This window comes from Acinetobacter sp. LT1 (genome assembly GCF_059800965.1).
Genome location: NZ_JBBAXE010000002.1, coordinates 277169 through 296609, shown reverse-complemented (window position 1 = coordinate 296609; position 19441 = coordinate 277169). Strand labels below are relative to the sequence as shown.

General features: G+C 40.3%; 19 protein-coding genes. 5 read left to right on the top strand and 14 right to left on the bottom strand.

The genetic code is table 11. The features are described 5' to 3' along the window. Positions 1–22 precede the first annotated feature (22 nt). The 4 genes from WBW42_RS03120 to WBW42_RS03105 form a co-directional block, all read right to left on the bottom strand. Positions 23–1489, bottom strand: coding sequence for an MFS transporter (locus WBW42_RS03120; protein WP_032056331.1), 1467 nt, complete (start codon positions 1487–1489; stop codon positions 23–25). Between the two features lie 194 nt (positions 1490–1683). Next, a complete protein-coding gene (locus WBW42_RS03115) occupies positions 1684–3075 on the bottom strand; it encodes an LLM class flavin-dependent oxidoreductase (protein ID WP_004642499.1) in 1392 nt (463 codons plus the stop codon). A gap of 176 nt (positions 3076–3251) precedes the next feature. Further along, positions 3252–4547 carry an acyl-CoA dehydrogenase family protein gene (locus WBW42_RS03110; RefSeq protein WP_032056333.1) on the bottom strand — a complete coding sequence of 432 codons (1296 nt, stop codon included), beginning with the start codon at positions 4545–4547 and terminating at the stop codon, positions 3252–3254. 134 nt (positions 4548–4681) lie between these two features. Beyond that, complete coding sequence (locus WBW42_RS03105) at positions 4682–5500, bottom strand: hypothetical protein (protein ID WP_032056335.1); 819 nt, start codon at positions 5498–5500, stop codon at positions 4682–4684. A gap of 643 nt (positions 5501–6143) precedes the next feature. Here WBW42_RS03105 and WBW42_RS03100 point away from each other — a divergent pair. From WBW42_RS03100 to WBW42_RS03080, 5 genes are all read left to right on the top strand, one after another. Then, positions 6144–7589, top strand: coding sequence for a cytochrome ubiquinol oxidase subunit I (locus WBW42_RS03100; protein WP_032056337.1), 1446 nt, complete (start codon positions 6144–6146; stop codon positions 7587–7589). Further along, a complete protein-coding gene (gene cydB / locus WBW42_RS03095) occupies positions 7582–8589 on the top strand; it encodes a cytochrome d ubiquinol oxidase subunit II (RefSeq protein WP_032006713.1) in 1008 nt (335 codons plus the stop codon). Before WBW42_RS03100 ends, cydB begins: the two co-directional genes overlap by 8 nt. A 14-nt stretch (positions 8590–8603) precedes the next feature. Then, complete coding sequence (locus tag WBW42_RS03090) at positions 8604–8738, top strand: hypothetical protein (protein ID WP_000749813.1); 135 nt, start codon at positions 8604–8606, stop codon at positions 8736–8738. A gap of 98 nt (positions 8739–8836) precedes the next feature. Next, entirely contained in the window at positions 8837–10255 is a 1419-nt protein-coding gene (locus WBW42_RS03085) for an aminotransferase-like domain-containing protein (RefSeq protein WP_032056340.1), read from the top strand. Between the two features lie 100 nt (positions 10256–10355). Next, a complete protein-coding gene (locus tag WBW42_RS03080; protein ID WP_002114202.1) occupies positions 10356–11273 on the top strand; it encodes a LysR family transcriptional regulator in 918 nt (305 codons plus the stop codon). Positions 11274–11327: 54 nt separating this feature from the next. Here WBW42_RS03080 and madM read toward each other — a convergent pair whose 3' ends face one another. From madM to WBW42_RS03030, 10 genes are all read right to left on the bottom strand, one after another. Continuing rightward, positions 11328–12089 (bottom strand): malonate transporter subunit MadM, encoded by a 762-nt coding sequence (madM, locus tag WBW42_RS03075; RefSeq protein WP_032056342.1) that lies wholly within the window; start codon positions 12087–12089, stop codon positions 11328–11330. A gap of 43 nt (positions 12090–12132) precedes the next feature. Further along, on the bottom strand, positions 12133–12534 hold the full coding sequence (gene madL / locus WBW42_RS03070; RefSeq protein WP_017399085.1) for a malonate transporter subunit MadL: 402 nt from the start codon (positions 12532–12534) through the stop codon (positions 12133–12135). Between the two features lie 53 nt (positions 12535–12587). Next, positions 12588–13520, bottom strand: a complete 933-nt coding sequence (mdcH, locus tag WBW42_RS03065; protein WP_032056343.1) for a malonate decarboxylase subunit epsilon — start codon at positions 13518–13520, stop codon at positions 12588–12590. 12 nt (positions 13521–13532) lie between these two features. Continuing rightward, on the bottom strand, positions 13533–14141 hold the full coding sequence (locus tag WBW42_RS03060) for a malonate decarboxylase holo-ACP synthase (RefSeq protein ID WP_080776904.1): 609 nt from the start codon (positions 14139–14141) through the stop codon (positions 13533–13535). Next, positions 14132–14959, bottom strand: a complete 828-nt coding sequence (gene mdcE, locus WBW42_RS03055) for a biotin-independent malonate decarboxylase subunit gamma (protein ID WP_032056346.1) — start codon at positions 14957–14959, stop codon at positions 14132–14134. The genes WBW42_RS03060 and mdcE overlap by 10 nt, the downstream gene beginning before the upstream one ends. After that, positions 14956–15807 (bottom strand): biotin-independent malonate decarboxylase subunit beta, encoded by an 852-nt coding sequence (locus WBW42_RS03050; protein WP_032056347.1) that lies wholly within the window; start codon positions 15805–15807, stop codon positions 14956–14958. Before WBW42_RS03050 ends, mdcE begins: the two co-directional genes overlap by 4 nt. Next, on the bottom strand, positions 15800–16099 hold the full coding sequence (locus WBW42_RS03045; protein ID WP_019458882.1) for a malonate decarboxylase subunit delta: 300 nt from the start codon (positions 16097–16099) through the stop codon (positions 15800–15802). Before WBW42_RS03045 ends, WBW42_RS03050 begins: the two co-directional genes overlap by 8 nt. 2 nt (positions 16100–16101) lie before the next feature. Then, positions 16102–16986, bottom strand: coding sequence for a triphosphoribosyl-dephospho-CoA synthase (locus WBW42_RS03040; RefSeq protein ID WP_032056349.1), 885 nt, complete (start codon positions 16984–16986; stop codon positions 16102–16104). After that, on the bottom strand, positions 16986–18665 hold the full coding sequence (gene mdcA / locus WBW42_RS03035) for a malonate decarboxylase subunit alpha (RefSeq protein ID WP_032056350.1): 1680 nt from the start codon (positions 18663–18665) through the stop codon (positions 16986–16988). The genes WBW42_RS03040 and mdcA overlap by 1 nt, the downstream gene beginning before the upstream one ends. Positions 18666–18832: 167 nt before the next feature. After that, a complete protein-coding gene (locus WBW42_RS03030; protein WP_032056352.1) occupies positions 18833–19426 on the bottom strand; it encodes a GNAT family N-acetyltransferase in 594 nt (197 codons plus the stop codon). Between the last annotated feature and the right edge of the window lie 15 nt (positions 19427–19441).

Genomic DNA, 19441 nt, shown 5'->3' with positions numbered 1-19441 from the left:
TATCTAGATATTTATTTTTACTCTAATCGATTACTGGTGAATTATTGAGAGGAAGTTCTGTTTTATCTTCATCAATCACATCGACATCTTGGGCGGTAGGCTCAAACTTAATCAGTAGCCCAATCACAATTAAAGGAATAAACGCAAAAATAGAAATAATCAGGTAAACATCGGTTTTATATCCCGCCATCCAGATCGGTAAAACAAACAAAGCAATTGCTTGAGCAACACCCGTTACTGCACGGTTAAAGCCAACACCAACACCACGAATCGAAGCTGGATAAGCCATAGTTGGATAAACCATCATTTGTGCACCTGGCCCAAAACCTTCAGCAAAAAGCCACAAACCGAGCATGCCAATTGCGGTGTAGAGTAAAAAGCTATTACCGGGTTCACCAATTAATGCTAAGGCAATGAGGGCTATAAACTGGAGTAAAAAGCCTGTAAGCAACACATGACGAGATTTAAATCTGCTAGCAACAAATACACCTAACAGCCCGCCCGTAAATGCAAACAGCAAATTGAGTCCGAGTGTTGTAGTAATGGTCGTCAAGACATCTGTATGAAAGAATCGCGTTAAAATAGAAGGTAAAAAGAAGGCAATGGTCGTGTACTGAAATGCCACCGAAATATGAATCACAATGGCCACAATAGTTCTTGGCAAATAGGTTTTATTAAATAAAACCGCAAACCCCTCGCGCTTTTTCTTTTCAGCAGTTCTTTCTACTTTTTCAACTGTAGCGACTGCATTAATTGCATAGGAATCTTGTAGAACTTTAGCTGCACCTTTTAAATCGCCTTGATTTGCAAGCCAAATGGGTGATTCAGTTAAATATTTACCACGAATAAAAATAATGAGTAACGCTGGCACTGCTCCAAAAATTAAAGATGCTCGCCATAACCAGTTGCTATGCTCAGGAGGTAAAAGAAAATAAAGCGCCAGAACTAGACCAAAACATACCGAAGAAGCGGCATACCACATTGGGCACCATGCTGCTAAACGCGCTGCCTTGTTGCTACTTCCATTAAACTTGGAAAACTCAGATAAGTATGACATTGCCACAGGCAAATCAATACCGACACTAATTCCCATAATAAATCTGGCTAAAATCAAAACCCATACATTCGGTGCAAAACCAGCGACAATTGCCGCAATGACAAACAGCACCATGTCCGCCATGAAGACCCGATAACGGCCAATTTTATCTGTCAGCCAACCACCAATCAGGTTACCAACAATGGTTCCGCAGACAATTGCTGAAGCCACCACACCAGTCATCACAGGGCTTAAAGAAAACTCTGAGATAACTTGCTCAATACCAAAGGACAGCGTTGTTAAATCGTAGGCATCAATAAACACCCCAATCAGTGCCAACCAAATAACTTTATTCGATTTACCCTTCCCTGCAAATTTGGAAATTAATTGTGAAACATCATCGGGAGATTTAATTTCATAACGATGGTTATGATCGAGTTCTTGTGTGCTCACTTAATAATTCCTGAATTTTAATAACAGGAACAAAATAATGATTATTCACATAATACAAAAACAAATTAATCTGATGTTTTAATCTAAATTATAGAATTATCTTTTCATTATTAACTCAGCAGTAAAATGGATATAAAAAGACAAAATAAAAGCTGGCATTTAACCAGCTATTTATTTAAAGGTTTTCCAAAATATTAACTTGCCTCAGCAAGTTTTAATTCCTTTAGATTACGATATTTTGCACCGCGGTGATTTTCAGGCAAATATGGCCCAGCACCAAATAATTTTTCTCTTAATGTTCCTTGTGCATATGAGGTTTGATATACCCCTCGTTTTTGCAACTCTGGAACAATAAACTCAACTACATCAGCAAAGGTTTGATGCGCCAAAATATAGGCAAGGTTAAAGCCATCAATATCCGTATCTTCAACCCATTGTTGTAGAGCATCCGAAACTGTTTCTGCCGAACCCACTAACACAGGTCCATTCCCACCTAAGCTGTTCCAGTTTGCAATTTCTTCAATAGTCCAAACACGTTCTGGGTCCGCATTTACATAAGAATCTAATAAAGATTGAATCGCGTTGGTTTGAATATATTCAACTTTATCGGTCGGTTGATATTGTGAAAAATCGACACCAGACCAGCCAGACAGCAAAGTTAAAGCGCCGTCATAACTTCCATAGCTTTGATATTCTTTAAATTTAGCCTGAGCTTTTGCATCGGTTTCATCAGTGACAATCGACAAAAGCGCATAAATTTTAACTGAGTACGGGTCGCGGCCTTCTTGAGCCAATTTTTGGCGAATGCCCTGTACCACTTTTTTAGTGGCAATTTTAGACGGCGCTGCTATGAATACACACTCGGCATTTTGACTAGCAAACTTCTGCCCGCGTGATGACGCACCTGCTTGGTAAAGTACAGGCGTCCGCTGTGGTGATGGTTCACAAATATGGATGCCCGGTACAGTAAAGTATTTACCTTCGTGCTGAATTGGATGCACTTTTTTATGGTCAGCAAAGATACCGCTTTCACGGTCACGAAGTACCGAACCTTCTTCCCAAGAGCCTTCCCAAAGTTTGTAAAGGACTTCTAAGTATTCATCAGCAATATCATAACGATTGTCATGATTAACCTGAGTTTTTAGGCCCAAGTTTTTCGAACCACTTTCTAAATAAGACGTCACGATATTCCAACCAACTCGCCCTTTGGTTAAATGGTCTAGCGTGCTAATACGCCTAGCAAAAGGATAAGGATGTTCAAAGGAAATCGAAGTTGTGACACCAAAGCCCAAGTGCTTTGTGACTGCTGCCATCGCTGGCACAATCTGTAGTGGATCATTGACAGGAACTTGTACCGCACCTGTTAAGGCATGTTCAGCACTTTGATGATAAACGTCATAAATACCAAGCACATCTGCAATAAAAATACCGTCAAAAAAACCACGCTCAAGAATTTGTGCTAAATCTGTCCAATATTCTAAATCTTTATATTCAACAGATCGATCTTGAGGATGTCGCCATAATCCAGGAGATTGATGGGCAATACAATTCATTTCAAAAGCATTAAAACTAATTTTCTTAGTCATAAAATATTCGCCAGCATTTTATTTATTTTTATACTAAAGCAATTTTTATGTTTTCTTTATAATATAAACCCCAAACAAAATATGATTTTATTCTAATAGATTTTTATAATTTAATTTAAACAATCAAAATAATATTAAGCCGCTAAAAGCAGCAGCTTAATATCTAAAACTATAATTTATTGTTTAGCAACATTCCCTATTCGCCATTGATACGGAGGTAATGTGCCGTTCACACTAAAATCACCTACAATTCTATTTTTAAATACTCTCGGGTTATGTGAAGATAAAGTTCGTACATTACGCCAGTATCGATCTAGGCCTAAATCTTTGTCTGTTGCGGAAGCACCTAAAGCGTCAAATAAAATCGTAGAAGCATTTAAAATTAGATCGGTAATGACCGTTTGAGACTGCGCACTTTCAAGTTCGGCAAGCGCATTTTGCTCCTCTTCAAGCTGCTCATTATTTTGAAATGCAGCTAAGTAAGCACGTTGTAAGCTTTGTGCGACTTTTTCAACAATCGCCCCTGCACTGTAAGCCGCGCCACGGATTTGGCCTACAACTTGTAAAATTTGCGGATCCTGTTTTACAAATTGAGCATTTGCATGCGTGTAGTTTCGAGTACGTTTAGCAACAGCTTGAGAAACATCATAGGTTGCAGCACGTCCTAGACCTGTAATGATTGCCAGTTGAACCAGTTGATAGTAAGCCGCTGAATATTTAAAGCGGTCATCATCAGGTAAAATTTCATTTTCATCGACCAATACATCATGAAAATATGCTGTACCACTTGCAGTGAGTTGCTGACCAAAGCCATTCCAGTCATCAACAATTTCGACACCTTCATCTTCACGGCGCACAACGACCGAGCCAGACTCACCCTTTAAATCTGTTACTCCCACATCTACCCAGTCTGCATATAGACTACCAGTGGTGTAATATTTTTTACCCTTAACACGAATTTTTCCGTCACTGTCTCGATACAAATGAGTTTCGAACTGATCAATTGACTCTTTCCCACCTTCAGACCATGCACTGCCTACTGTTTCCCCATTTGCAATTCGGCTAAGCCAACGCTGTTGAAACGCTTTGTCTTTACTTACTAAGACATCTTCAGTGAAACCAAAATGCACTCGCAAAGCTTGCGGTAAGTTTGAATCGGCTTCTGCAAGTTCAATGAGTAAGGCAAATAATTCAGGAATGGTTGCATCAAAGCCACCATGAGCTTTGGGAAGTCTTAGCCGTGTAAAACCAATATCCTTAAGCCACTGAAGTTGTTCATAAGGCAAAATATGCTGTTGCTCACGGATTAAAGCCCCTTCTTTAATACGGGCAAAAGTTGGTCTGAAATGTTGTGCCAACTCATCATAACGTGATGTAGGCCCTTCTCCCCACACGCGAGAAATGATTGAAGCTTGACTAAGGGCAGCGTGCGTTAATGAACCGAGATGATGCTCAAAATTTAAATTTGTCATGTAAGTAAAACCAATATTGCTTTGCTTTTACCATAAAATATTTATTTCACATGAAAACGATTATTTTTTTATAACTGTATTCATTCTTTATATAAGAACCTAAACACAAAGATAAAAAGCTCGTATCTCAAAGACTAAGACGCCTCTTTTTGCCGAACGCTCTGCTGGCTTTGGAGAAGTGTTTGTATATATTCTGAATAGACGGATAACTTTTCAAAAATATGTTCTGAATAAAACATATCATCAATTAGATGCGTCATTTGATGTGTCGTGAAAGTGTCACATAAACCAACCAACGCTGCGTTCATTTGAGCAAATTTCGCGCATAATTTGACATAAGTTTCATCTTTATTTTTGAATAATAATTTCCGCATTTCTAAGCTATTGAGATTTTTTAAGTCATCATCTTTTGTGGTTTTAATCCAATAAATTTTGACCTTTAAAAATTGCTCCAGTGCTTTTAAATGCTCGACATCTACGTCTAAACTCGTAATTAAAAAAACGGTAGAGAGGTCACTTCGACACAGAGCTTTGAATAAGCTTAAATAAATAAACTCAACTTCATTAAGCTCTGTAAGTTCCAAATCTATATAAATTTTTAAGCTGTCTAAAACATCATCTACTTTGAATAGTGCTTTTTTCTCAGCTTGGTAATATTTATTAAGAATAGAAAGCACAGGCGTAGTTGCAGGTGTTGTATAGATAGCGGCCTTGTTTAAGTTGGCAAAAATAAATGGTGAAAATAGATAAGCCACACTACTTTGCTGTGCCTCAATATGAGATTGAATTAAATATACTGTTTCAGATTTAGAAAAGTCTCTGAGTACTTTTGCTCTTAATAAAGTAGCTTCAAAATTAACGTAGGTTTGCTCTAATTGAGCCAATATAGATAGAGGAATAGGCTGATTTTTAATAATTTTATGCAGGACATTGAGTTGAGAAGTAATAAACATTTTTTAACATCCAAGCTATTTTAGAAGAGCTACACTTAAATCAGGTCTTTAATAACCTACGTAACAACCAGACCTCACGCAAAACAACAAAGGAATAAAAGAGAAGAAACTATTCTGCGCTTATTACCCAAAGTCGCATTCGCTGTATTTTGGAGAGTGATTTTGGCCATTCGTAAATCTTGTTCATTTATTTTGGACTTTTGAAGAATGGATACATAGCTACAGATATTTGAAAAAAAACTATAGCACACCTCATGAGTGCTCCAGACTGTTATAGTTTTATAAAAAATTTCTGTATCTACATATACAAAATTAGTAAGTGCATGATTAAGGAAACTTCTTAAGGTAGGTAGTTTTCATGAGACGATCTATTGCATATCGCCAGATATTTCATCAATGTTTCAATGCAACATGCTTTTTTACAAATGCAACATCAAGCATAAACTTTGTTAACAGATTGAGAACAATCAATCAGTCTATTCTCTTGGAATATCAAGCAATTATATTGCTTAACCCTGTTGGCATTTTACTTGCTAAGAAGATCTATCACAGAAGTAAGTTTAATCGCCAAAATACTTTGTTGCCTGAAAATAAGTATTTAACTCATTCAATCATCATCAGCTAGTTCACAGGGGGAAAGTTTATGAGCCTCGGTCTAACCGCTCTAGAATTAGCGCGAATACAATTTGCTTTTACAGTATCCTTCCATATTATTTTTCCGGCCACTTCCATCGGTCTTGCGTGCTTTTTAGCAGTGTTAGAATGGAAATGGTTAAGAACCCAAAACCCGATTTATAAAGATCTATTTAAATACTGGATTAAGATCTTTGCCGTTGCCTTTGGTATGGGTGTGGTCTCGGGCGTGGTCATGAGTTACCAGTTCGGTACTAACTGGAGTGAATTTTCACGTGTCGCCGGAAGTATTACTGGTCCCTTACTTACCTATGAAGTCTTGAGTGCCTTCTTCTTAGAAGCAGGTTTCTTAGGCATTATGTTATTTGGTTGGGGACGTGTTGGTCCTCGAGCCCATTTCTTCGCAACACTTATGGTTGCCATCGGAACATGTATTTCCATGTTCTGGATTTTATCTTCTAATAGCTGGATGCAGACCCCTCAAGGCTTTGCTATCGAAAATGGCATTATTGTGCCAAAAGACTGGTTTGCAATTGTCTTTAACCCATCCTTCCCTTACCGCTTTGCCCACATGGGTGCAGCCGCCTTTTTGGTTTCATCATTATTGGTGGTCGGAACATCTGCATGGCATTTAGTAAAAGGCCGTCGTGATGAATTGGTGAAAAAATCGTTCTCGATGGGTCTCTGGATGGTGCTTGTGACTTCATGTTTACAAGTAGTAATTGGCGATAACCATGGTTTAAACACCCGTGAACATCAACCAGCCAAACTTGCAGCAATGGAAGGTCACTGGGAAACCAATCACAATGAGCCGATGCCATTATTGCTATTTGCAATTCCAGATATGAAAGAAGAACGTAACCACTTCGAAGTGGGTGTTCCTTATTTGGGTAGCTTAATTTTAACGCATAGCTTAGATGGCCAAGTGACAGGTTTAAAAGATTTCGCACCTGAAGACCGTCCAAATTCAACCATCGTTTTCTGGAGCTTCCGTGTGATGGTGGGTCTTGGTGTGCTCATGGCCACTCTGTCTTTAATTGCGCTTTGGTTACGTAAGCGTGGAAAACTCTATGAAACATCATGGTTTCATAAATTTGCTGTAGTGATGGGGCCTGCGGGTTATGTGGCAATGCTGGCTGGCTGGATTACTACCGAAGTAGGCCGTCAACCATGGGTTGTATATGGCATTATGCGCACTAAAGACGGGCTTTCACATACCGTTTCGGCAGATCAGGTTGGACTTAGTCTCTTTATTTTTGTGGTGGTCTATACCATCGTTTTTGGTAGCGGTATTTACTACACCTTAAAACTCATTAATAAAGGCCCTGTATTTATCGATACACCAACTATTGAATCTGGTGGTGTTGGACACTTTAAAACACCAATGCGTCCACTCAGTGCTGTCGATGAAAACATTGACGATAATCAAAAATCTGGGGAGAAACATCATGATTGATCTTTCTTTAATATGGGTCGGTATTATTGGTTTAGGTGTTTTAATTTACGTGGTCATGGATGGTTTTGACTTAGGAATCGGGATTATGTTTCCCTTCATTAAGAATAGCCAAGAACGTGACGTCATGATGAATACCGTGGCTCCTGTCTGGGATGGTAATGAAACGTGGATGGTTCTCGGTGGTGCTGGTCTATATGCAGCATTTCCACTAGTTTATTCAACAGTTTTATCAGCTCTTTACCTGCCTATTATTTTCATGGTCATTGCCCTGATTTTCCGCGGCGTTGCGTTTGAATTCCGTTTTAAAGCTCATCGAACCAAACACCTTTGGGATTTAGCCTTTATTTGGGGTTCAGTTTTAACCAGCTTTCTCCAAGGGATTATTCTGGGTGCTTATATTCAAGGAATCAAAACCGAAAATGGTATTTATGCTGGTGGTCCATTTGACTGGTTATCTCCATTTACGATCTTTACAGGTATTGGTGTAGTTGCGATGTATGCCACTTTAGGATGTGGCTGGCTGATCTTAAAAACCGAAAAAGGCTTACAGCAACGTATGTATGAGCTTATGCCAAAGCTGATTATTGCGTTGCTCATTATTTTTGGTGGTGTGAGTTTATATACGCCGTTAACTCATCCTGAAATTGCAGATCGCTGGTTCTCTTTACCAAACCTGTTTTATTTTAGCCCTGTGCCTATTTTGGTCTTATTGTTTGTTGGTCTGATTTTATCAGCATGTAAAAAACAGGATCATGACCTTAAACCATTTGCATATACATTGGCTCTTGTTTTCCTTGCATTTACTGGTTTTGTGATTAGTTTATGGCCTTATATTATTCCGCCATCAGTCACAATCTGGCAGGCCGCAGCACCACATTCAAGCCAAATGTTTGCTTTGGTCGGTGCACTTATTTTGATTCCAATTATTATTGCTTACACCATTGTCTCTTATTGGGTATTTAGAGACAAAGTCCGTGTAGGTGATGAAGGCTATCATTAAGTATGGAGGGTTTTATGAAAAAGTCATCCGTTAAACTCAATCAAACCCAATGGTTTATTCTACTATGGCTCGGTGGTTTTTTAGCCTTAGCTGTGATTGCGGGATTGTTTAAAGTTATCTTGATTTATGCCGCCCCTTACTTAAAGTAAATCTATTGTTCTAAACAAATGCCGTTTGTAGATTCTGCAAACGGCATTTATTATTGATTAAGTGCTTCTTTCATTTTGTTATTTCGTGCAGCTCATACATGTATAAATCAGAACAACTCGCTCATAGCATTCGCCAACTCATTGAGAGCGGCACTTTAAATGCACATGAAAAATTACCGTCATTGAGAGATCAGGTACAACGTTCTGGTTTTAGTTTAATGACCGTCATGAATGCTTATCAGGAGCTTGAATCACAAGGTCTGATCTATTCAAAAGAAAAATCTGGCTACTTCGTTGCCGAGCAAATTGCACTAAAGCCACTTGAACAATACTCGGTTGTTTCACTAAACTCTAAAATTGAAATTAATTCATTAGTTTTTAAATATCTTAAATCAATCCAACATGAATCTGTCGTACCTTTTGGTTCAGCTTTTCCGGACAGTCAGCTTTTAACAGCACCCAAACTCATTCAAATTATGGGACAGCTTGCCCGTCAAAGACAAAGTTATGACCAGACAACCAGTTTGCCTCCCGGTAATTTAGCCTTAAGAAAACTGATTGCTCAGCGCTACTGTATGCAAGGCATACAGACCGATCCAGATGACATTGTCATTACATCTGGAGGTTTAGATGCACTGAACCTTTCGCTACAAGCTGTCGCTCAACCTGGCGATTATATTTTATTACAGCAAACCGTGTTTTATGGCGCTTGGCAAGCCGCTGAGCGTTTAGGACTTAAAGTGATTACTATTCCTGAACATCCGCAACATGGTTTTGACCTAGAGGCTTTTGAACAAGTCATTCAAACCTATCCTATCAAGGTCTGTTGGCTCATGCTGAATGCCCATAACCCGATTGGTTTTACCGTCAGTGATGACATTAAATATAAAATTGCCAAGTTGCTTCATGAGCATCAAATTTATTTGATTGAAGATGATGTCTATGAAGAGCTTTTTTATGGCGGCCAAAAACCACTTTCAATGAAGTATTTTGATCAACAAAATTTGGTGCTTCACTGCTCGTCTTTTTCTAAAACATTAGGTGCAGGTTTTCGGGTCGGTTGGGTTTATGCGGGTAAGTTTTCAGATCATATTCAACACTTGCAACTCATGAGTACCATTTCAGTAAATGCACTTATTCAAAATGCATTGGTTGAGTTTTTATCTCATCATCATTATGAAAAGCACTTGCGTACACTTAGACTTTCACTTGAGCGTTATAAAAAGCAGTTTTATCACTATTTAAAGCAACATTTACCTAGCTCTTGCGAAGTGTATTACTACCCAAGTGGCTATTTTCTATGGGTCAAACTTCCTAGTACGCTGGACAGTATGCAAGTTTATGAAGAGTTGATTCAGCAAGACATTGGCGTTGCCCCAAGTCCTCTGTTTAGTGTTTTACCCTCACAGCAGCATTATTTGAGAATTAACTGTTCTTTTGAATGGAACACTAAAATTCAAAGCGCATTAGATCAGGTTATCAAAACCATTCAACAAAGAGTTGAAGCAAATCTCTAAAGAAATGCTTCGACCTAAGCACAATTTTATAGACTTTATTTTGTGGTAACTTTATAGCTCAAATCTATAGTTTTTAGGGAAACAGGTTCAAAGGATTAATATGGAAATTGATGAAGAACTCACCCTTAAAAAAATACAGATTTTTTTAGCTTTTATGCGCTGTGGAAATTTGTCTAAAACAGCCACAGAAATGCAGCTAAGTAATGTCAGTGTTCACAAAGCACTACACTCCTTAGAAAGCGCTTTACGTTGTCCTCTTTTTAAAAATGAAGGCCGTAACCTCATTCCTTTAAAAAGTGCTTATGTCTTTGAAGAACGGGCACAAAAAATCGTACAAGACATTTTTATTACCGTAAATAAAACCAGAGAAGCCGCAGGCTTTGCAGCCAAGGTTTTACATTTAGGTTCTCTTTATTCTTTAACTGTAAATACGATTCCAAATGTGATTAGCGGTCTTAAACTCAGACGTAGTGAGCTTGATATTCAACTGTTGCTGAGTTCAAATCAGGATTTGGTAAAAAAGCTGAAAGCCACGGAGCTTGATGCCATTATCGTGGCTTTAAATGAAACCACTCAAGATGATGACTTTGAAATTTTGCCGATGTTTTCCGACGACATTTTTCTGGCAGTCAATAAAGATTCAAAATATGCCGATTTTAAAGATATTGATTTAAGCCTTTTAAAAGAAGAAACTTTTTTAACTTTAACCAAGGGTTTTGCAACTCATAACGACAGCGACATCATTTTTAAAAAAGCTGGTTTTTCACCAAAAGTTGCTTTACAGGTCAATGATATTTTTACCTTAATTAGTATGGTCAGCTCAGGTGTCGGTTTTGCTCTACTACCCGGTCGTATTTCTGCAGTTTATGAAAGTTCAGTAAAACTTATTCCACTAAAACAGCAATATCACATGCAACAAGAAATCGGTCTCGTCTTTTTAAAAAGTAAAGAGCGCGACCCTAACTTACTTGCTCTGATTGCTGAATGTCGAATGTTTGCCTCTAATTTTAAAAGATAAATATCGGCAACTTATTAAAGAATAATGAGTTGCCGTTATAGGATTTTCAAAAATTTATCCAAAAATCGCATTAACCGTTAAGAAAAAGACAGAAGGTCCAAGTAAACAGCCAAGTCCTGTATAGAAGGTTGCAACTAAAGCGCCATAAGGTACCAATCGTACATCTGTACCTGCCAATCCAGCAGCTGTACCACTGGTTGTTCCTGCCAAACCGCCAAAGACCATGGCAGAGCGTGGACTTTTTAAGTACATGAATTTAGCAAGCAGCGGCGTACCGACCATAAAGAAAACTGACTTGATTAACCCAATTGCAATAGAAAGTGCGATTACATCAGAGCTTGCGCCAATTGCGGTTCCTGTAATTGGACCGACAATATAAGTCATTGCGCCTGCACCAATCGTTGTCATCGAAATTGGATCTCGATACCCCATGACCCATGCAACCATAATCCCAATTGCAAAAGGCACAACACAACCAAGCATTAATGCAATTAGACCAATTTTGCCTGCTTTCTTCACTTCTTTCACATCAACCTCAAATGCAGTTGAAGCAATAGCTAAATCACGAATCATGGCTCCGCCCAACAGCGCAAAACCAGAAAAAATAGCGATGTCAGAAACGCCTTTGGTTCCTTGCGTATAAACCCCTGCGAAGTAAGCAACAACCAAACCTAAAGTAATCGCGATTGCAGAGCTTTGTAATTTTCCCTTCGTTAAATATTTTGAGAGTAGATGGGAAACGAACATCATTAAACCCGTTACGGCAAGAGCAGTAACTAATGCATTTTTTGATAACACAGCAATTATAGCGTCCATCATTTAAATCCTTTTTGATTGAACTTTTTGTAGTTTATGTTGCTTAGGCTATTTTTCCCTTGGATTCTATCGTCCATTCATAGGTTTCATAGTCGCCACTAATTCTATTTAAATAACGGATGACTAAAACCGTGCCAATTAACGATGCAATAGAGACAATCAGCCCTAACATGCCACCCGATAAAGCTGCAACGACATTTTGACCTGCCGACATCGCAACTACGATCGGAATATACATACCTGACCAATACAAGACGCCAAATTGTGTGACTTGAGGTAAGTAACCTTTTTTTGCCAATAATTCTTTAGATAAAATCAAAAGAATCATTGAAATAGCAACGCCACCGACATTCGCTTTAACACCTAGCACCATGCCTAAGGTGTTGCCAAGATAGTCGCCTAATAAATGGCAGATCGCTAATATTGCTGTTCCATATATAATCATTGTAAATCCCTCATATCCTTGGGTTATTACTCAATTTTTAATTTGTATTGTAATTACAAAGAAGCATTATTTTCATTTTGCATTGCTAAATGAATGCTGTCTAAACGTGTTCCCTGAAATGACAATACAGTTCCTTCTTTAAACGTTCGACGTGCAAGTGCAGTAAGTACCGTTCCCGGCAAAGCTTCTATCTGTAACCTTACACCTCGCTCCCATGCAGCTTGGATAGTACTTTCCCAATCTACAGTTCGACTCATATTAAAAGCCAAGTCATCACCAATCTGTTCTGGCCTGATAAGCGTACGAGCCGTTGTACCACTTAAATATCGTATTTTAGGCTGCTTTAAAGTCACTCCCTCCATAGACGCTGCAAGTTGCTTTGCTTGCTGACTTAATAATTCACAGTGCGATGGCACCGATACATCTAATTTTTTTGCCACCACGCCTTGTTGCTTTGCCAAAACAGCAACTTGGTTCATGGCTTCAAAGCCTCCTGAAATAACGATCTGGTTATGTGCATTAATATTTGCGACAAACACCTCTGGCGTTATTTCATAAATCTGTTTGACCCACGTTTCAACAGCTGCACGGTCTGTACCAATCAGAGCAGTCATACCATATCCAGTTGGATAGGCGTTTTGCATGAGTTCACCTCGATAGGCAACCAAACGAACGGCATCCTCAAAGGCTAAAACTCCCGCTACAACAGCAGCCGACCATGCACCAATCGATAGACCAGCCACATAATCAGGTATTAAGTTTTCCTCAGTGAATAGTGCAGAACTCACCACACCTGAAATCAGTAAACAAAGCTGTACTGCACGTGTCGATTGCAATGCAGCTGGACTATCTAGCATCAAGACATCTTCTTTGAGTGCATCTGATGCACGCTCAAGGTATTCTTTGACCAGAGCGGTTTGAGGTAAGTCGTGCAGCATATTGCTTCGTTGCACACCTTGTCCCGGATATACCCAAATTGAAGCCATGATATCTATTCCCTAATTCCATGGGTTTTCTACTAAAACTGCACCATCAGGTCGTTTCAATAGAACTTTTTCGCTATTCCTAGCCCATTCTTTTAACGCCAACCCACCTTGTGAAAGTTGTAGCTGTACATCCACATTGAGTCCTGCTTGCTGAAAAGTTTCGAGTAGCTCAATCGCCTGCTTTTTGGCAAAAGGTTGTTCAGCTCGGATCAACAAATCTATATCACTTTGCTGAGTTACCGTTTTAATACCAGTTGCCAGCTCAAACCCGAAACTTCCTGTATATCCCCAACATCCTGAAAAGTTTTTCATAATGCTGGAAATGCTTTGTAAACGTTCTGCCAAGTGTGCAAACTGTTGCGTATCTATGCGAGTCAGCGCTTCTGGCTTAAGCTGTTTGCTGATTGCTGATCGTGGCATTTGAGCTGCATATCGTTGATAGCGAAATTGTCCTCTTATACCCACAGCCACCTGATCTTCAGGAGTAATTTCCCGTCGAACTACAACGGGATCACCGCGTAGTAACACCTCTTTCACCCAAAGTGGGGCATCATCGACCAAGCAATCGACCGTCATACCCCACAACAAATCATGGGCTTCGAGCTTAAGTTTCATGACCATTGCTCACGCAATAATTCACGGACTTTTTTAGACATTTGACGGTTTTGGCCATGAAGTCTTTGTTCAAGTCCTCTCGATTGATCAGCATTAATTTCTTTAAATGCTTGAGCAATTGTCTGCTTCGCTAACAAAAGATCATCGTTTGTCGGTTGTTCAGGGTTTTCAACAGATAACAGTTCAGATAACAAACCTAGAGTTGCATAACTTTCAATGTCATAAGCCATTGGCGGAATGCTTGATGCCAATTGCTCTAACTCATCAACCGATCGCAAGGTAACACGTGCAGCAGATTCCTTACCCATCGCATGCACCATAACACCTGAATCTTTTAAGGCAATAATACGATTGGCTTGGTATCCATGCGCCAAGAAAGCACCCGACATCGACCTACCAACCAATAAACTCACAATAGGATGGCCTGCCAATCTGGCCCTGGTATAACTATCTACTGCACCTGCTAAAGCTTGATGAATACCTAATAATTCTTCGCGGCGTCCATAGGCCTGACTTGGAACATCAACCAAACATAAAATAGCGCGTTTAGTTTCAGCCTGTGCATCGACTTGAATCACGTCATCAACCGCTTTTGCCAGACTCCAACCTTCCAGCAGTCCAACTTCACCTTGTCTCGCGCGTGGGAACAGATTATTGCTGTCTTGGACAACTGCAATAACACGTACCGCTTGCTGATCAATCTGACCATCAGCTACCCAAACAGAAGCTGGAAAACCTTCAACTGTCTTAAAGTCCTGTGTAAATGCTTTAAACCAATGTGCACCACGAGTAGATGCTTTTAATGTATCAACGGCGATATTCATGCTTGCTCTCCTTGATACAAAGCTTGAACCTGTGCTGGGGTAATCTGCTCAGCAGTATCAACTTGTTGCAGCTTTTCTAAATAGAATGTGTAATTTGAACTACGATGCTGATGAGGTACGCCTTGAGTTAAATAATCGATGACTTGCTGACGAATTTTCTGGCGATCATCGTCTACATAAGCATCTGCCAAACCACTAGTGAAGCGCTGATTACCACCAGTAATACTCCATATAAATGGGCGATCTTTGGCGTTATATTCTTGAACACCAGCTTCTTGTTCAATTACTTGCGGGCCATTTAAGCCTAAACGCCCTTCTTGTGTCATTACAATATAGCTACATAGGCCAGCCGCAATTGACATACCGCCAAAGCACCCTACACTGCCTGCAACTACAGCAATGACGGGTTGATACTGACGTAAGTTCACAATGCTAGCCTGAATTTCAGCAATTGCAGCCAAGCCTAGATTTGCTTCTTGTAAGCGAACGCCACCCGTTTCCAACAATAAAATTGCAGCTGTTGGAATGCCTTTCAGGTTGTCTTCAACTGCAAGCTCTAAGGCTCCCGCAATTTTGGCACCGCCCACCTCGCCTAAACTTCCACCTTGAAATAAGCCTTCAATTGAAATTAAAACCACTGGGCGCTTTTGAATAGATCCTTTTGCAATCACTACACCATCATCGGCTTGTGGGACAATATTTTGCTGAATCAACCAAGGCGACATAACACGGGCAAATGGGTCGAGTAACTCTCGAAAAGTCCCTTCATCTAATAATGCTTTGGCACGTTCTCTTGCGCTGAGTTCAATAAAATCTTGTTTATTTAATAAGCTCTCGATATCAGTCATGAGCAATCTCCTCTAATGCTTGTTCCAGACGTAAGCGAACGACACCGGGAGTTGCACCAAAGTCATGAATATCAATATTGACCGCTGGTGGTATTTGCGCAGTAAAAATTCGTTCAAAAAGATTGTGCCAACGTGCTGCACTCCCATCTACCGAAGTTACTACCTGAATAGAAGTTTTTCCTGTTTCACCAGGTTCCATTAAAATTTCTAAATCGCCCGAGCCAACACATCCTACCAATGCTTTTTTTACAGGTGGCTCTGTCGCCACAAATTCAAAATGAAGTGTTTCCATCATCAAAATCCCTCTTTATTTTTTAAAGATGACTGCTCAACACGATCTATAAATAGTGTTGCTGCTAATAAGTCTGCGGCACCACCTGCAGAAGCTTTCATCCGAAGCAGATCAATCTCTAAAAGATGCAAAGCACGTCGACCTTCCAAGCTTGAGCTGCCGCCCAAATCAAGTACTTGCTGAGCACCTTGTTGCATACGCTTTAAGCCAGATGTTCCAGATCTATAAAGCACACAGGTATCGGTCAAATCCGTCATCATGGCAAGTAAGGCATCTAAACGCGCGAACTCTTCTTTCATTGGTTTACTACGACTTTGATGAAGTTGCTTTAAACCAAATTTCACAATAGTTGGAAAACCTTGTTGAGCCTGTTCTTTGGCACCTAAGATGCCTAATTTCTTTTGTACTTGTTGACCATGACTCAAGGCCTGCTTCGGAATAAAACGATCTTCAAGCTGAGCAATCTGGCCTGCTAACTGGCATAGCTCAACAGCCGATAAGTACAGTTGATTGGTGCGCGCCAATGCTGCTGCCGTAACCATTAACCCTAATGCCCAAATTGCACCGCGATGTGTGTTTACACCATCTGTCGCCAACATCATGGTGTTTTCACCTTTGCGGCCAATTTCTCCAATGTCTTCACGCAAAGCTAAACCGACTTTTCCATGATGCTTTGCAGCTTGGGCCATTGCCTCAAACATGGGTCCTAAACTTTTCGCAGAGCGCTCCATTAACTCCAAAGTCAGGTCATTGTGTGCACCACTGCCACGACGATCAACCAATGCTGGTTTCGGTGTCAGATTAACTTCATCAATTAACGCTTCGACTGCCATATCTGCCAAAAGCTGACTATCGCTGAACGTTTGATATTGAACTTGTGCCATCATTACCAACTCCTAAACTTTGCAGGGGGTTGATATAAGCCATCTGACCATGTCACCAAGTCGGCAATATTTTTCGCCGCTAAAAGTTCACGTGTTGCATCGGTGCGGCGAATACCCAAATCTTCAGGGAACACCACCAAGCCTTCACTTCTTAAACGTGCTGTTGTTTTTGGGTCTTGAGTTAAACCAATACTGGTCACACCTGCTACAGCAGCAATCATGGCTTGGCGCTCTTCTTGGCTGCTTGCTTTATATAAATAAGCAATGCCTTCTTCGGTCAGTAAATGGGTCACATCATCGCCATAAATCATGATCGGGGCTAAAGGCAAACCTGCGGTTTTAGCCACTTCAATCGCATCAAGGCGCTCTAGAAAAGTTGGCTTGCCACCCTCTTGGAAGGTTTCCACCATTTGAACAACTAACTTTTTACCACGTGCCAAATAAGTTTCGGTTTCATTAGCACCTTGCAAACGCATATCTAGCCATGCTGGCGTATCGTGACGACGTCCACGCGGATCATGTCCCATATTTGGCGCACCACCGAAACCAGCCAAACGACCTTTGGTAACAGTCGAAGAATGGCCCATGCCATCAACTTGCAAAGTTGCGCCAATAAACAAATCAACGGCGTACTGACCTGCAAGCTGACACATCATACGGTTGGAACGTAAAGCGCCATCACGACCTGTAAAGAAAACATCTGGACGAGCTGCAACATATTTTTCCATACCGAGTTCAGTACCAAAACAATGCACGCTTTCAACCCAACCTGTTTCAATCGCTGGAATTAAGGTTGGATGCGGATTCAGAGTCCAGTTCCGGCAGATTTTTCCTTTTAAACCTAAAGACTCACCATAGGTCGGTAAAATTAGTTCAATTGCCGCAGTGTTAAAACCAATACCATGGTTTAACGATTGCACATTATGCTTTTCATAAATTCCGCGAATTGCCATCATCGCCATGAGCACATGCACTGGCTTGATATGTTTCGGGTCTCGAGTAAATAACGGTTCGATATAAAATGGCTGATCTGCCACCACCACATAATCAACCCAAGAAGCAGGAATATCGACACGTGGTAACTCCGAGACATCATCAACCAGCTCATTCACCTGAACAATCACAATACCGTCACTAAAAGCCGCAGGTTCAATCAGTGCCGGAGAATCTTCAGTACTTGGCCCTGTATAGATATTGCCTTGACGGTCTGCCATAAAGCCCGCAGAAAGCACCACATTTGGAATGAGGTCAACCACCAAACGTGAATACAACTCGATATAGGTATGAATGGCACCAATCTCTAGTAAACCATCTTCAATTAACTGACTAATACGTAAACTTTGTGGGCCAGCAAAAGAAAAATCGAGCTTACGCGCAATCCCTTTTTCAAACAGATCAAGATGTTCCGAACGCCCGACACTTGGCATAATCATATGCAAATCGTGCAAAATATCTGGATTGGTTTGAGCCAAAGAGCGCGATAAGAAATCTGCTTGTTTTTGGTTATTCCCTTCGAGTACAACCTTGTCACCCGGTGTAATTAAGGTTTCTAAAACTTTAATAATGTCCTGAGTTGGAATGACCACACCATCGGTATATTGGTTTGCCATCTCTAGTTTTAGTTGTTTGGCATGACGCCGCTTTGTCCATAACCGTTCTTTATTCTGAACTGATCCTTCCATGTGCTTACCTATAGATCGCAGTTTTGTTCTGAATCTATAAAAACGCTTTATGGAGTTTCGATCAATCAACCTAGATGAGTTGTTATTAACTTCAGGTTAATGATTATCACAGCTTCTCTCTTCTGGCTAAGCCAAAAAAGAGAAAAACAGCTTGCTTAAAATTCCTTTTAACGCGGTTTATTCAATAACCATTCCAGATTTTGGCGAACCGCAGGCCACTCATGTTTTAAAATGCTATAAACGTGAGTGTCCCGTAAAATATCATCTTTTACAATTTGATGACTTCTCAGCACGCCATCGAGCTTTGCACCCAACCGTACAATCGCGGCTTGACTTTGAACATTTAAAGAAGATGTGCGTAACTCAACCGCAATACAGTTTAAAGTCTCAAATGCGTGAGCCAACAATAGCTTTTTACATTCCGTATTTACAGGCGTACGTTGTGCAGATTTGCGGTACCACGTTGAACCAATTTCTACACGGCGATGTGCTTCTTCAATATGCATGAGGGTCGTCATGCCAAGCGCTCGCCCCGTTTTTCGGTCTTCAATATAAAAAGGCAACATAGAACCAGAACTTTGTAAACCGAGACGTCTTTCAATTTCAGCAACCATTTGTTCAGGTCTTGGCACACGGGTATACCAAAGATTATAGAGTTCCCCATCGGAAACGGCCTCTTTGAGCGCTTCAGCTTGAGTTACATCTAACGGCTTTAAAATAACGTGTTTACCTAGCAACTCAACAGGTGTAGTCAAAGACATCTTTATCTCCTCAAT